10 protein-coding genes, 1 tRNA gene and 1 pseudogene are annotated in these 15110 nt (G+C 45.2%); 10 read left to right on the plus strand and 2 right to left on the minus strand.

The features are described from left to right. The 6 genes and pseudogenes from ACEW8S_RS03275 to rpiA all read left to right on the plus strand — a co-directional run. A pseudogene (locus ACEW8S_RS03275) lies at nt 1–601 on the plus strand (carbohydrate kinase); the annotation flags it as partial. 158 nt (nt 602–759) lie between these two features. Beyond that, nucleotides 760–1911 carry an alpha-hydroxy-acid oxidizing protein gene (locus ACEW8S_RS03280; RefSeq protein WP_373516758.1) on the plus strand — a complete coding sequence of 384 codons (1152 nt, stop codon included), beginning with the start codon at nt 760–762 and terminating at the stop codon, nt 1909–1911. A gap of 237 nt (nt 1912–2148) precedes the next feature. Further along, nucleotides 2149–3570 (plus strand): cytosine permease, encoded by a 1422-nt coding sequence (locus ACEW8S_RS03285; protein WP_373516759.1) that lies wholly within the window; start codon nt 2149–2151, stop codon nt 3568–3570. Between the two features lie 39 nt (nt 3571–3609). Continuing rightward, nucleotides 3610–3680: transfer RNA gene (locus ACEW8S_RS03290), tRNA-Cys, on the plus strand. A gap of 93 nt (nt 3681–3773) precedes the next feature. After that, nucleotides 3774–3935, plus strand: coding sequence for a hypothetical protein (locus ACEW8S_RS03295; RefSeq protein ID WP_373516760.1), 162 nt, complete (start codon nt 3774–3776; stop codon nt 3933–3935). A 50-nt stretch (nt 3936–3985) separates the two neighbouring features. Continuing rightward, nucleotides 3986–4660, plus strand: a complete 675-nt coding sequence (gene rpiA / locus ACEW8S_RS03300; RefSeq protein ID WP_373516761.1) for a ribose-5-phosphate isomerase RpiA — start codon at nt 3986–3988, stop codon at nt 4658–4660. A 3-nt stretch (nt 4661–4663) separates the two neighbouring features. On the opposite strand, the gene ACEW8S_RS03305 is transcribed toward rpiA, so the two are convergent. Both ACEW8S_RS03305 and kduI read right to left on the minus strand, forming a co-directional pair. Next, nucleotides 4664–5863: a DUF4861 domain-containing protein gene (locus ACEW8S_RS03305; RefSeq protein ID WP_373516762.1), complete on the minus strand. Its 1200-nt coding sequence runs from the start codon at nt 5861–5863 to the stop codon at nt 4664–4666. Between the two features lie 39 nt (nt 5864–5902). Continuing rightward, nucleotides 5903–6742 carry a 5-dehydro-4-deoxy-D-glucuronate isomerase gene (gene kduI, locus ACEW8S_RS03310; RefSeq protein ID WP_373516763.1) on the minus strand — a complete coding sequence of 280 codons (840 nt, stop codon included), beginning with the start codon at nt 6740–6742 and terminating at the stop codon, nt 5903–5905. A 265-nt stretch (nt 6743–7007) separates the two neighbouring features. Here kduI and ACEW8S_RS03315 point away from each other — a divergent pair, with 265 nt between their 5' ends. The 4 genes from ACEW8S_RS03315 to ACEW8S_RS03330 form a co-directional block, all read left to right on the plus strand. Further along, nucleotides 7008–8027 carry a LacI family DNA-binding transcriptional regulator gene (locus ACEW8S_RS03315; protein ID WP_373516764.1) on the plus strand — a complete coding sequence of 340 codons (1020 nt, stop codon included), beginning with the start codon at nt 7008–7010 and terminating at the stop codon, nt 8025–8027. Nucleotides 8028–8069: 42 nt separating this feature from the next. Next, nucleotides 8070–9737: a hypothetical protein gene (locus ACEW8S_RS03320; RefSeq protein ID WP_373516765.1), complete on the plus strand. Its 1668-nt coding sequence runs from the start codon at nt 8070–8072 to the stop codon at nt 9735–9737. A gap of 12 nt (nt 9738–9749) precedes the next feature. Continuing rightward, nucleotides 9750–13859 carry a two-component regulator propeller domain-containing protein gene (locus tag ACEW8S_RS03325; protein ID WP_373516766.1) on the plus strand — a complete coding sequence of 1370 codons (4110 nt, stop codon included), beginning with the start codon at nt 9750–9752 and terminating at the stop codon, nt 13857–13859. Between the two features lie 234 nt (nt 13860–14093). Then, nucleotides 14094–15110 (plus strand): SusC/RagA family TonB-linked outer membrane protein (locus ACEW8S_RS03330; RefSeq protein WP_373516767.1); only part of this gene is annotated, 1017 nt, incomplete at its 3' end.

Here is a 15110-nt window from a genome sequence, read left to right on the forward strand (position 1 = left end):
CCCGTTTACGGAAAGGTCTCTCTCGGAAGCCGACATGAAAAACAACTGTATCAACTATATGCGTATCAATGGAAAAGCGGTAAAGGCCAGTCCAATGTTTTTGGGGAACGAATATAGCCTTCAGGTAGCCGACCTATGCAAAAGATATAGGGTTCCGGCCGATTTTCATAAGACCGTAGCCTTCGACTATCAAGTATTTTATGAAATTATCAAGGATTTTGAGCACGCTTTCCGATGGATAAGTATTGAGGATGACAACATGCCGGCCGAGACACATTTTAAATATGATCGTTTTGAACATGCCTACCACCAGCTGATGATCGAATTGGTATTGCTTCAGGTAAAAAGTATCAAAATTGCGGCCGGAGAAGATCACATCGAAAAATTATATATCGACGGCGGTTTCAGCGATAACGATGTTTATATTAAATTGGTCTCGCATTACTTGAGGAATATGGAGCTGCGTACGACGGATTCGTCTCTGGGCTCCGCACTTGGGGCGGCGATAGCCATTTCGGATACCGAACTGAACTCCAAATTCCTGAAAAGGAATTATTCCCTGAAAAAGCACATCCCGATTATCCTAACCCCTAACCCCTAACCCCTAACCCACCAACTCCTAAAAAGATGCATATGTTCAATTTAAAGCTTAAATTTTCGCTCCCATTATTAGTAAATCAAACCAACAAACCTGTCAATTTTTAACCTGTAACTTGTAGCCTTCGACGCGTAACCTGTAACCTTCAACCCGTAACCCTGATGTCCATGGATTTCAATTCCGATTATCCCTCAGTAGACGACCTAAGAAACAAGGCTCGGAAACGAATTCCTCGTTTTGCCTTCGAGTATTTGGACGGGGGCTGCAACGAAGATGTGAGTATATCCCGAAACACCTCAGAAATCCGGGAGGTTCAATTACAGCCCCGCTACCTGAGAAACCAGGGCACAGGTTCAACAAAAACCAAGGTTCTAGGTATCGAGTTCGACGCCCCTTTCGGTATAGCCCCAGTAGGACTCCAAGGCCTGATGTGGCCCAACTCCCCCGCCATTTTGGCAAAGGCCGCCCACAAACACAATGTGCCTTTCATTCTAAGTACGGTTACGACGATGGATATTGAAAAGGCCAGTGAACTCACCGAAGGCAATGCCTGGTTTCAATTGTATAATCCAGTGGCCGATGAAATCCGCAATGACATCATCGACCGCGCAGCTGCTGCCGGATGCCCCGTTTTAGTCTTGCTCTGTGATGTGCCGACCTTTGGCTATCGACCGCGGGACTTCAAAAACGGATTGGCATTGCCACCGAAAATGTCCCTGACCAACATCCTACAGATTTTGGGAAAGCCGACTTGGGCCTTCAATACCTTAAAATATGGGCAACCTACTTTTGAGACCTTAAAACCCTATACGCCGGAGGGTCTAAACTTAAAACAATTAGGTGCGTTTATGGACAAAACTTTTTCCGGTCGCCTTAACGAAGATCGTATCAAACCTATTCGAGATAGATGGAAGGGCAAACTGGTGTTAAAAGGCGTGGCCTCGGAACGGGATACCGAAGATGCCATCCGTATGGGATTTGACGGCATCATTGTTTCCAATCACGGCGGAAGGCAATTGGATGCGGCACAATCGACCATTCAGTCCATGCAGGAAATTGCCATAAAGTACAGCGACCAAATCGAAATAATGATGGATAGTGGGCTGCGCTCCGGTCCGGATATTGCCAGAGCCATGGCCTGCGGGGCAAAATTCACCTTTATGGGCCGTTCGTTTATGTACGGCGCGGGCGCGTTGGGCGATACGGGCGGTGACCATACGATATCCATATTGAAGACCCAGTTCAAACAGGTCATGGACCAGCTCTGCTGCGAACGGGTGGAAGATTTACCCCAACATTTGATCACCAATTAAAAAGGTCAGGAAAGTATCGTTCAACGGGAGTGTCGAAGATTTACCTAAGCATTTGATTACCGACTAGAATGTGCCGGAAACATATCACCAACGGAAGGGTGGAGGACCTGCTGAAGCTTTTGATAACCGATTAACATAGACCTGCAAGGTATGAGCGAGGCACGAGCGATCCTTGTAGATACTTTTTGAATTCATCTTACAAGTTAAAAACCTGTGAGATTAAACAACCTAACGATTATGAGCCAAAACAAACACGAAGAAGAACTGATCGAAGAAATCGCCGGCGGGGAATTCGAACGCGAACCCGTACCCCAATCCAAACTAAAAGGCTGGAAAAGTTTTTTAGGGATGTACGCCGGGGAACATGCCGCGGGAACGGAATTCATGATCGGCCCCCTGTTTTTAACGGCTGGCGTAAGTGCGTTCGATCTTATTGTCGGTCTTTTGATCGGCAATCTTTTGGCGGTACTTAGCTGGCGTTTTCTGACCGCGAAAATTGGGGTCGAAAATCGGTTGACCCTTTACTACCAACTTGAAAAAATCTGTGGCAAAAAATTGGTTATCGGATACAACCTGGCCAACGGTATTCTTTTCTGCTTTCTGGCCGGAGCCATGATTACGGTTTCCGCTACGGCAATAGGCATCCCTTTTGACATGGAAATGCCCAAACTCACCGATACTATGCCAAATGGCGCAACTTGGGTGATTATCGTGGTAATTCTCGGAGCCGTGATTTCCCTTATTGCCTCTAAAGGATACGACACCGTCTCTAAAGCGGCCAACTGGATGTCTCCCGTAATAGTGCTGGCATTTTTAGCATGTGGCATAGTAGCCTTAAACCAATTAGGGGTCACGAACTTCGAAGATTTTTGGAATATCTGGGGCGAAGGTTCAGAGCCCTTTCCCGGACAGTTAAAATATACCTTTTGGCATGTCGTCATCTGGTCGTGGTTCGCCAACGCCGCCATGCACGTGGGCATGTCAGATCTTTCAGTATTCCGTTTTGCCAAAAATGAGAACGCGGGGTGGACGACCGCTGCGGGCATGTATGTCGGTCACTACATGGCTTGGATCGCGGCAGCCTTACTCTATGCGGTTTACTTAAAATCTCCCGAAGCACAAGCGTTTCTGACTGCAGGGGAAGCACCGCCCGTTGCGCCCGGCCCCTTGGCCAACAACGCCATCGGAATTTTCGGTATCATAGCCGTGGTTTTAGCGGGATGGACAACTGCCAATCCCACAATTTATAGAGCGGGACTCGCATTTCAGGCTATCATGCCCAAAACATCGACTTTCTGGGTCACCATAATTGCCGGTACTGTCGCTACCATTGCAGGCCTATTCCCTGCTTTCGCCATGAAACTCCTTGGTTTTGTAGCCCTTTACGGATTTATTCTCGCACCTTTCGGGGCCATCATCGTATTTGAGCATTTTTTTTACAAACAAGCTGGTATTGTCAAGAACTACGCTGAAGTGGCGAACATCAAATTCAATAAGGCGGTCTTTTTGGCATGGGCCATCAGCTTTGGGCTGTTCTATTTTATCTCCCTGCAGTTCGATGTTTTTCTTTCGTTTGTAACATTGCCGGCTTGGCTGTTGTGCGGGGTTCTGTTTTTGGTTTTCAGTAAGATGGCACAGAAAAAGTCGCTTTCATCCTAAAGCTTTCCAAAATAAAGTTTAATTTAGGGCATTAATAACGGCATCGTGGCTGAACGGCTAGGCGAGACTCCGCAAGAGTCTATATAATGGTTCGAATCCATTCGATGCCTCTAGTGTCATGTCAAATGAAACCTATCACATAATCCAATGTGTTATGCTAACATTGACTTTATACACCATACCTTCAATTAAATTTTCTTGTCATGGCTAAAATCGAAATCAAGGGGACTCCCGAAAAACTGGAGCGTATCGCTATCTTCCTAAAGGCGAACAACATTGTACACGCCATTATCGATGATTATGGCAACCACTCCCAAGAAGACCTCGAAAAATATCGGGATTTAATGATGAAGCACAACGCCTAAGCTTACCCTCTATATATTTTACGGGCGGGCAAGTTCCCAAACCAAGAATAATGGATTCGGATCAAGAAAAGAAGGCTGCTGCGGCCAAGTCGTTACAATGGATAAAGGATGGTATGCTCGTCGGGCTGGGGTCAGGTTCCACGGCAGCCCATATGATCCGGGGTTTGGGAGAAAAGGTTATCGAAGGACTTTCAATAAAAGGAGTGCCATCATCCGATACGACCGCCGAACTCGCGAGGGAAGCAGGTATTCCGCTGATTTCATTGGAGGAAGCGGGGACGTTGGACATCAACATCGACGGTGCCGACGAGTTCGATGCCAAATTACAACTGATCAAAGGCGGTGGCGGCGCGCTGCTCAGGGAGAAAATTGTGGCTTACAATTCCAGAATAAATGTGGTTATTACTGATTCTGCTAAACAGGTAGAACGTTTGGGGAAATTTAAACTACCCATTGAGACCATCCCTTTTGCTACTAAAAATATCATCACAGAGTTGGATAAGATGGAATTGCGGCCCGTACTTCGAAAAAAGGGGGATGATGCTTACGAGACCGATGAGAGCAACTATATCGTAGACGTGGATGTTTTTAAGCAAAACGATCTGGTAGGGTTGAACAACGCCCTCATAAACATTCCCGGTGTGGTTGAAACCGGACTTTTTTTGGATACTACCCACGTTATCATTATGGGCAAGGATGACGGTACAGTCGTTTTTGAAAAGTAAAAATCACCGCATCCCGACCACCAACGGATTCTTCAACTTTTCCGAAAATCGGACCAAATAGTTCTCCCATTCTGTTCGGTTCATGAACTGCGCACTTTTTTTCCAACCAAAGCCTGCATAATAGACCGCTTTGCCATCATCGTTTAATTTGATATGCCCATAGAGATTACTTCGGTCTTTTTCTTCCGTTTCATATTTTTCATGACCTACCATATTGCCGTTCGGTACGACGATGCCCAATCCAATTTCTGAATTGACGTGGGGTTCCCAATAGCTGATCCAACCTTGCTCTTCGTCCACACCGGTTGTACCTTCGTTTTCGTGTAAGGTGAGTCCAGCTGAAATCGTATCTGTCCCTTGGATAGCGATTTCGAATTTGGAAAGATTACTCCCGTAATCCAACGAAATATGCTTTTCTTCGGATATCTGTTTTCCGGAAGCATCCCATTTCGCATAGGTCAGTACGAAACTGGTACGGATCGGTCCGTTGTACAATCTTTTCCACGACGTGAAATTTTTTGAATTATGATAGGTATCGCCATCCTTTAATGCAATACCCCCTACTCCCCTACTACTACCGACATGAAAATTGTCAAGGCCTTCACCGGTATCTTCGTGGTAGGACCCATCCGTTTCCAACTCTTTTTTATACCATTTGTTGATGATGGGATAATCCACGCGTTTTAACCAAGCATCAATGCCACTTGAGAGTGTACCGCCTTTAACATCATCCTCGACCATTTTTTGTGCAGTCGGCCCATAGGTCCTAAAAGCGACCCGGTCATTTTCCCATGCATAATCGTCGGTGCGTTCCGGCACGAATCGGGAGTAGCACCGCGCAACGCTGTCGATGGCCGTTGCTGCGGTGGAATCACTAAGGGACACGGAAAACGCCATCTCGGATTTTGCCTTTATCTGGGGCTGAAACAAAACCGTATCATCGTTGCCGTCGCCGTCGGAATCTATGGTTTGGCTCAGGATCGGTTTTTGGGTGGCATCGTCAATTATGACAATTCTTCCTTTTTTTCCGCCAGCCTCGTCAAAACCCAGGGAATCGATGGCGATGGAAACAGTTTCAGATTCCCGGTCCGTATCCATCGTATTGCTTACGAAGATTTTTTTCTTTACGGGGGCTTCTTTTTCGGCACATCCCATAAAAAATAATCCTGTCAAACCAATAAAAACGAGTTGTTTTGATTTCATACTGCTGGTTATAAATAGTATCCTAATTTAATGATTTGTTTATCGTAATTCCTTGATTTTGGCCACATCCATATCGCCATAGTCCAAATTCTCGCCGGCCATGCCCCAGATAAAAGTGTAGTTCGAAGTCCCGGAGCCACAGTGAATGGACCATGGTGGCGAAATGACCGCTTCGTGGTTCTGCATCCAAATATGGCGGGTCTCTTGCGGCTGGCCCATAAAATGACAGACGGATTGACCCTCGGGCACATCCAAATAAAAATAGACCTCCATACGGCGATCGTGTACATGTGCGGGCATGGTATTCCAAACGCTGCCCGTTTTAAGCTGCGTCATTCCCATCTGCAGTTGGCAGGTAGTGACGATTCCTCCAATGATCATTTGGTTGACCGTACGGTGGTTTGCGGTTTCCAAAGAACCCAACTCCAATTTATTGGCATCGTTTAGGCCTACTTTTTTTGTGGGATAACTGGAATGTGCAGGGGCGGAATTCAGATAGAACATGGCCGGTTTATGGGCATTCTTACTCTTGAAAACCACCTCTTTGGCACCTTGACCGACGTACAGGGCATCTTTAGGGTCCAATTCATAGGAAGTTCCATCAACCTCGACCGAACCGCTACCACCGACATTGATGATACCCAGTTCTCTCCTTTCCAGAAAATATTCGGTTTTTAAGGGATCAATAGTCTCTAGTTTCAGGGGTTGATCTGGCACTGCCCCGCCAGCGATATAGCGATCGTAGTGGGTATAGGTCAGATTGATCTTTCCTTTTTCCATGAGATTGGAGATTAAGAACTCCTTCCTCAGGGCATCAGTATCCAGTTTCTTTGTTGCTTCCGGACTGGAAGCGTATCTTGATTCGTAATTCGTTGCCATTATGAGATTTTAGAAATTATGTATTTGTGTTCGGAATTCCTGAAATGATTTTAATCGTTCCAAGACAAGAATCCACTGAAGATACTTTGATTAACGAGGATTATATCTTGACCGGTACATTTACGGACAACTACATCCTCGCCATTAGTCCATCAGAGTACCACAAATATAATAAAAATAATACAATCGATTGTATCAAAAATAATTTCCTTAACTTTGATAATTGGTATAGCCAACACGTCTTGTACCTTGAGCAAAATAATCAATGAAAAAAACGACCATCCACGAAATTGCCAAGGCCTTGAAAATTGACAGTTCGACAGTTTCAAGGGCATTGAACGATAGCGACCGGGTCAAGGCCAAGACCAAAAAAAGGATTTTGGACAAAGCTCATGAACTGGGCTACACGCGAAATATGCTAGCTTCGAACCTGCGCCGAAATAGAAGCAACACTATCGGGGTAATCGTACCGCGAATTTCGCGGTATTTCTTTTCTTCGACTATAGCCGGTATCGAAGAAATGGCCTATAAAGCTGGCTACAACGTAATTATATGCCAGTCTTTGGAGGAAGTGGACCGAGAGCGGAAAATCTTACGCAACCTGATGGCAAATAGGGTCGATGGTATCTTGATATCCGTTTCGATGGAGACCCATGACAATTCCCATTTGACCGCGTGCTTCGAAAACGGAACGCCCCTCGTATTTTTCGACCGCCATGTGGCCGGAATGAAGCAAACGGGAAAAGTGCTGATCGATGATGTTCAGGGTGGTTTCGATGCCACGGAACATCTGATCCTGCAGGGATGTAAAAAGATAGTACAGTTCACCGCTCCGATGGATGTAGAGATCTACAAAAACCGACATGAAGGTTATCGGTCCGCTTTGAAAAAACATAACGTTCCCTATGATGAAAACTTGGTATTCGTTTCAAAACTTCTGGAAGAAGACGGATATCGCTTGGCTGGTAAAATTGTGGAGGAATTTGATGATGTGGACGGTATTTTTTCCACCAACGACCTGGCCGCCATCGGGGCGATGAAATATTTGAAAAGTGTCGGCAGAAAAATTCCGGAAGATATCGCCATTGCCGGTTTCAGCAACGAACCAACCTCGGCAGTCATCGAACCCTCTTTGACCACGGTAGACCAATCCGGTACGGAGATTGGGCGTTTGGCCTGTAACCTGCTACTCGATTATTTTGAAAACGGCAATACGTTGGTAAACGACAGGACGATTATGTTACCGCCGAAATTAATCGTTCGTGATTCGACGAAACGGAAGTAAAAGTGCAAAATTCAAGGGTAGAATTCTAAAAAAATACTACATATGGCTTCAAAACGTACTATAATCCTCTTCTTCCCGATTATCGGAATTTTACAGCTTTTTCCAGTGTCCACCAACGCCCAAAAGACTCCAGAAATTCTTTCGGCCAAAAAAACGCCCGAAGAAAATTACCTGCCCGATTTTAGCTATGCCGGCTATCGCTTTGGGGAGGAGCCGGTTCCCCAAAAATCGGGCAAGACCATCCTTGCAACGGAGTATGGGGTCATAGCGGATGATGGCCTTGACGATTCGAAAGCGCTACTAAAGGCCATGGAAGCGACCAAATCGATGGAGGGTGCGGTTACTTTACAGTTGCCCAAAGGCCGGTTGATATTGAGCGAAATCTTATATGTAGAGCGCAGTCATTTTGTGTTGCGCGGTGCCGGGTCAGGAAAAGAGGGTACCGAAATCTATTGCCCCAGACCAATGATGTACCTTGACGATCCCGAAATGCTTACCGAACTTCGGGAATATCTATTGCAGTTCGATAAACGCCAACGGGAACCCGAAAATAATATCGATTTACCCTTTTCCCAATATGCCTGGTCCGGGGGGATGATATGGACACAAATTCCCGGGGAACGGGTCAAATCCTATCTCGGAAAATACGATGTACCGCAAAGGGTATTGGCCAAGGTTTCCAAGGGCAATCGCGGGGAATTTGAAATGACCGCTTCCGAAATAAAAGAGCTTAAGGTCGGTGATGTTGTCGAACTGCAACTTTTTAATAAAACCGGACAGAATTCCGCAGCAATTATCGAAGACATTTATAAAGAAACTGATGTAAAGGTAGGCTCGCACCATTGGGAGTTTCCGACGCTTCCCATCGTCCGGCAACAAGTGGAAATCAGTAAAATTTCAGGAAAAACGGTAACCATAAATTCCCCTTTGACCATTTCCATCAAACCGGAATATGAAGCTCAATTGGTGGAGTGGAAACACTTGAAGGAAGTGGGTATAGAGCATATAAGCATTACTTTTCCCGACGCCTCCTACATCGCCCATCATGTCGAACGAGGTTTTAACGGTATATTCCTCACCCGGCTTTTCAACAGTTGGGTGAACGACGTGACCATCGACAACGCCGATAGTGGTATCCTTACGGAGGAAATCGCCAATGTCACCATTTCCGATATCGTTACCCAAGGCGCCAACAAAGCTCATTATACGGTAGCTATGGCCGGCGTTCACAATGTGCTGGTAGAAAATTTAAAGGTATTCAACCATGCCGAACATCCTTTGAGCTTCAATACCTTTTCGACCAAGAACGTATATAAGGACTGTGAAGTTTTTGTAAATCCCGTGCTGGACCAACATTCCGGCGCGAACCATCAAAACCTGTTCGACAATAGTACGGTACACCTGAATCCACGCAAAGATGGTACTTATCCCCTATTTGCTGGAGGTGGAGCACCTTATTGGAAACCATCCCACGGGGCCTACAGTACATTTTGGAATATCAATGTGCAATTGCAAAGCGATTTGGACAAAGAAGAACCCATCCTTCTCAACGGTATGGAAGATGGTGTGCAAGCGCGTGTTATCGGTGTTCATGGCAACCATCCCTTTAAAATCGAATACGGCCCAAAGGCATATATCGAAATGACAAATCAAAGCGTAAAAGGCATTCCCTCCTTATACGAATTTCAACTAAGGCAAAGACTTGATTAAAACATGTACCCCTTGAATCGATGCATACTGTTACTGTTTTTTCTAATCTCCATAAGCCTATGGGGGCAAAAAAATACGTATCAATTCAAACATTTATCCACGGGCGATGGACTTTCGCAAAGCTCGGTAATCGCCATCGAGCAAGACCGATTGGGCCAAATGTGGCTAGGTACCCGTGACGGCCTGAACAAATACGACGGCAGCGCTTTTACGGTCTACCGAAACGACCCTAAGGATTCCGCCTCCATCAGCAATAGCGATATTTTGGCCATTGAAGAAGATTCGGAAGGCTCTATTTGGATCGGCACGTATAACGGACTCAACCGCTACGATCCGGTCAAGGATGTTTTCAAAAGCTATTTCCACTCCAACACCATAAATTCCTTAACCAACAACACCGTCTGGTGTATTACCGAAATGCAAGATGGCACGATTTGGGCAGGGACTTCCGATGGATTATCCATTTACGATAAGACCGCCGACAAATTCACGCCTATTTATCCCTCCGAAGAAAACGAAACGGGCCTGCCTTCCCCATACGTGCTCAGCATTTTAGAAACTAATGCGGGAACTGTTTGGGTAGGTACCTCGGATGGACTCTGTAAAATGGAAAAAACGGGAAATAGTAGCTTTTCCTTTAAAACTTTCATCCCGGATGACACCGAAAGCCAATGTATTGTTCAGGATATTCTCGAATGTGGACCGGATATGCTTTGTATCGGCACCAAAAACCAAGGGATGCTGACCCTCGATACCGCAACCGAAGAATTTATTCCGACAGGTAAAGGTAACGACAAGGATGTTTCCGATACCGATGTCCGTGAGCTGATCAAAGCTACGGACGGAACGCTTTGGATGGGCACTTCCAATGGGCTGACCCTGATCCGACCTAACGGAAAATCCCAAAAATTGATCAATAATCCGGACAATCCCAAAAGCTTGGCGCACAATTATATAAAATCAATGTTTACCGACCGAAAGGGTTCGATTTGGATCGGTTCCTATTATGGGGGTGTCGATATATGGGACGATTCCAACACGAATTTCATCAATTACACCCAGTCCTCGACAATGAACGGGCTCTCCCACAATGTCATCGGCGCCATTGTAATGGATTCGGCAAAAAATCTATATTTCGGAACCGAAGGAAAGGGCATTACCGTATTCTGTGACACTACCGACAATGTCGATCAGATTAACAATGAAAAGTATCCTGAACTCTTAAGCGACAATATAAAATCGCTACTGGTACAACAGAACAAACTATGGATAGGCAGCTTCAACGAAGGCGCGGTCGTTTACGATTTGGTCACTAAAAATTTCGACCAAAAATTAATCAGCAGTGATCTTGCCGAATATCTGGAGAAAACAGGGGTCTATACCATAAAAAGGGCAAACGCCGAAACGGTTTGGTTGGGCACCTTTGGAAAGGGATTGGTACGGTACAATTCATCCTCACAAAGAATGGCTATTTTTTCTACGGACGAAACCAAAGAGAAATCCCTCACCAATACCAGAGTACGTAGTATATTGGTAGACAGCAATACTAATGTTTGGGCGGGAACACAGCGTGGGCTTAACCTACTGAAGAATAAAAACGGCACATACGTCGAGTCTGAAATAGAGCACTTTTTTTACGATGCTGAAAAGAAATCAGGCGACGATATCCTGGCCTTGTTCCAAGATAGCCAAGGTACCGTTTGGGTAGGCATCCGTGCAAAGGGTTTGTACAAATATACCGGCACCGGTTTCGAACCCGCTCCGATAGCTAGTGAAAAAACCATTACCTCTATATACGCCATTTTAGAGGATGCGCAAAAAAAGTTGTGGATCAGCAGCAACCAAGGCATTATAAAGTATGATCCCACTTCCGGTATTTCGACAATCTATGACCAGCAAGATGGTCTGGTAGGCAACGAATTCAACAGTGGTGCGGCCTTAAAGGTCAATGGCACAAAAATGTATTTCGGTGGGCCCTCGGGGGTTTCCCATTTCGATAGCGAAAATCTCTTGATGAACCGATACGCACCCCAAGTAATCCTTACCGATTTTAAGGTCAAAAACATTTCGGTTTCCGCATCGGAAAATAAAGGCATCCTACAAAAAAGCATCCCGTATACCAAAACGATTACCCTGGCCTATGACAAAGCCAATTTTTCGATCGACTTTGCCTTCCCGAACTTTATAAATCCCGCTAGTAACCGGTACAGTTATCGCATGGCAGGATTGGAAGATCAATGGACCATAACCTCACAGCCCCATGCCTCCTACACCATCCAGAACGCCGGAGACTATGTTTTCGAGGTAAAAGGCGCCAACAATGACGGGGTCTGGAATTCCGAACCCACTACCCTACACATTCGGGTAGAACCGGCGCCGTGGCGAAGTGCTTGGGCATTTGCGCTGTACGCCCTGCTCATAGCAGCGGCCTTGACCGGTTTGGCATGGATTATTACGTCGAAGTCCCGATTGCAACATCAATTGGATCTCGAACATTTAGAGAGCGAGCAAAATCAGGAAATCCATACCGCCAAACTGCAATTTTTCACGAACATATCGCATGAGTTCAGAACACCGTTGACGCTCATTGCCGGACCGTTGCAACAACTTTTGCAGGATTATAAAGGCAGCAGTTTTATGTATAAAAAACTGTTGGTCATGGAAAGTAATGCCAATCATCTATTGCAGCTTATCAATCGGTTGATGGACTTTAGGAAGTTCGAGAACCATCAGTTCAAGCTAGAGGCGGCAGAAGGCAACATCGTAAAGTTCTTGAGGGAAATATTCCTCTCTTTTACCGAATTTGCGAAGGATGGCGGGTATACCTATACTTTCAATACTTCAAATGAGGAAATTTTGGTCTATTACGACCGTAGCAAATTGGAACAGGTTTTTTACAACCTTATTTCTAACGCCTTTAAATACACTCCGAAAAACGGTTCGGTCTCTATCCATATAAAGGAAAAAGATAACAGAATAATCATAGACGTCGAAGACTCGGGCAGCGGTATTCCAGAACAATTCAGGGAAAAGGTATTCGAACGTTTTTTTGAGATCAATACGTATAAAAACACCAAGGAAAACTCGCAACAGGGTACCGGAATCGGTCTCTCCATCGCCAAGAATATAGTAGATCTACATCATGGGGGCATCCACGTAAAACCTAAAAAAATCCTGGGAAGTATTTTTAGGGTGTCCCTTCCTTTGGGCCGTAAACATTTAGGGGCGGAAGAAATTTTGAAGGATTTCAAGTTCAGTGACGATATAGTTTTATACACCTCCCAGCTAAAGCGTTCACTTTGGGAAATACAACTTCCTACGACTGATTATAGTAAGGATACCGAAAAGGAAACCATTCTTGTGGTAGAGGACAACCAACCCTTACGCGGTTTTATAAAAGATCTGTTGAGGGACAAATACAATATTCTTGAGGCCGCCGACGGTAGGGAAGCACTGAAAAAAGCGCTTCACCTTTTGCCTGATTTGATAGTATCCGATGTAATTATGCCAAAAATGGTCGGTACGGAACTTTGCGCCGAGATCAAGGCGAATCTAAAAACAAGCCATATCCCCTTCATTTTATTGACTTCAAGAACCTCGTTGGTCTACAAATACGAAGGTTTGGAGAACGGGGCCGATGATTACATCAGCAAGCCTTTTGACCTTAAGGAATTTCAATTAAGGATTAAAAACTTGATCGATTCTACCCAGCGACTCAAAAGAAAATTTTCCGACACCGGTCCTTTTGCACCTAATGAGATGACGGTATCTTCTTTAGATGGTGACCTCTTGAAAAAAGCCCTGAAAATCGTCGAGGAAAACATAGGGAACGACCAATTTGATATCTCGACCTTTGGCGATGAACTCGGTATCAGCCGTACCCTACTATTCACTAAGATTAAGGCCTGGACGAACTTTACCCCCAATGAGTTCATACAGGAAATACGAATGAAGCGCGCATTGCAACTTTTGGAAGAAAGTCATTTGAACATTTCACAGGTTGCTTATCAAGTAGGTTTTAACAGCCCCAAATACTTCAGCAAGTGTTTTCAAAAAAGATTCGACAAGACCCCTTCACAGTATCAAAATAAGTTTCATACCGACCTTGCCGATCTGAACTGATTTTAACATAAAGCCCCCATTTTACAGGTCTTTAAAGCCTCTTTCGAACGATTTTATACCCAACTCCGTACTTTTTTGCCCCCATCTTAACCATCCCCTAACGTAATTTTGAGAAATGAAAATCAAACGTCGGAGCTTCAGGATGTTCGAAATCCTTTTGTTCATCCTTATTGTTGGATTGGGGCTTATGATTATCTATTTCAGTTGAATGAACTAACTCAAAAATTTGAACCTATGTTTACAATGAAAAAAAATGGGTGGCTCAAAACCGGTCTTTTGGGCATCTTTGTCCTAATATCCAGTTTTTCGTACTCCCAAAAGACGGTTACCGGTACCGTTATAGCCACCGAAGACGGTACGCCAATACCCGGCGTAAACGTGATTGTCAAAGGCACATCCAACGGTACCTCTACAGATTTCGATGGCAATTATACAATTGACATAGCAAGCAACTCCGTTTTGACTTTCAGTTATCTGGGCTTTATCGCTCAAGACATCGATGTGGGCGAAAAGTCCGTTATCGATGTTTCCCTAAAGGAAGATGTCAGTGCCTTGGATGAAGTTGTCGTAATAGGTTACGGTACCACCAAAAAGAGTGATATCACGGGTTCTGTGTCCTCAGTGAAATCTGAAGAACTGGCCGCTTTTCCGGTTTTGAACGCCGAGCAGGCCTTACAGGGCCGTGCCGCGGGTGTCGCCGTACAATCCAATAACGGTGGGGAGCCTGGCGCCCCTATTTCGGTGAACATTCGGGGCAATACCTCCATTGGTGCCAGTAGTGCCGCGTTAGTGGTCGTAGATGGTTTCGTGGGTGCTGCGTTGCCCCAGCCAACGGATATAGAATCCATTGAGATTTTAAAAGATGCTTCGGCCACCGCTATTTATGGCTCGCGGGGATCAAATGGTGTGATTCTGGTTACCACCAAAAAAGGTCGCAGCGGGAAGATGGTCGTCGAATTGAATTCGTCCTATGCAAGTCAAGACATTACGCAAAGAATCGATCTGTTGAACGCCGGCCAATTTGCCGATTACCGAAGTAATATCAACCCCGCCTACACACAGGGTCCGACGAATACCGATTGGCAAAACCTCATTTATAGAACCGGTAACGTATCGAACCATCAGCTGTCATTTTCAGGGGGTTCCGAAAAAATAAACTACTATGTTTCCGGAAATTATTTCGACCAAAAAGGGGTGGTCATCAATTCCGGTTTTGAACGCTTTTCCTTTCTCAGTAATATTGACGTTCAG

This window comes from Pricia sp., assembly GCF_041745955.1.
GTDB lineage: Bacteria > Bacteroidota > Bacteroidia > Flavobacteriales > Flavobacteriaceae > Pricia.

Coding starts and splice junctions, on each gene's coding strand:
- ACEW8S_RS03295 (WP_373516760.1), top strand. CDS start 3,774: ATGGCTAAAATCGAAATCAAGGGGACTCCCGAAAAACTGGAGCGTATC.
- kduI (WP_373516763.1), bottom strand. CDS start 6,742: ATGGCAACGAATTACGAATCAAGATACGCTTCCAGTCCGGAAGCAACA.
- ACEW8S_RS03320 (WP_373516765.1), top strand. CDS start 8,070: ATGGCTTCAAAACGTACTATAATCCTCTTCTTCCCGATTATCGGAATT.
- ACEW8S_RS03305 (WP_373516762.1), bottom strand. CDS start 5,863: ATGAAATCAAAACAACTCGTTTTTATTGGTTTGACAGGATTATTTTTT.
- ACEW8S_RS03280 (WP_373516758.1), top strand. CDS start 760: ATGTCCATGGATTTCAATTCCGATTATCCCTCAGTAGACGACCTAAGA.
- rpiA (WP_373516761.1), top strand. CDS start 3,986: ATGGATTCGGATCAAGAAAAGAAGGCTGCTGCGGCCAAGTCGTTACAA.
- ACEW8S_RS03315 (WP_373516764.1), top strand. CDS start 7,008: ATGAAAAAAACGACCATCCACGAAATTGCCAAGGCCTTGAAAATTGAC.
- ACEW8S_RS03285 (WP_373516759.1), top strand. CDS start 2,149: ATGAGCCAAAACAAACACGAAGAAGAACTGATCGAAGAAATCGCCGGC.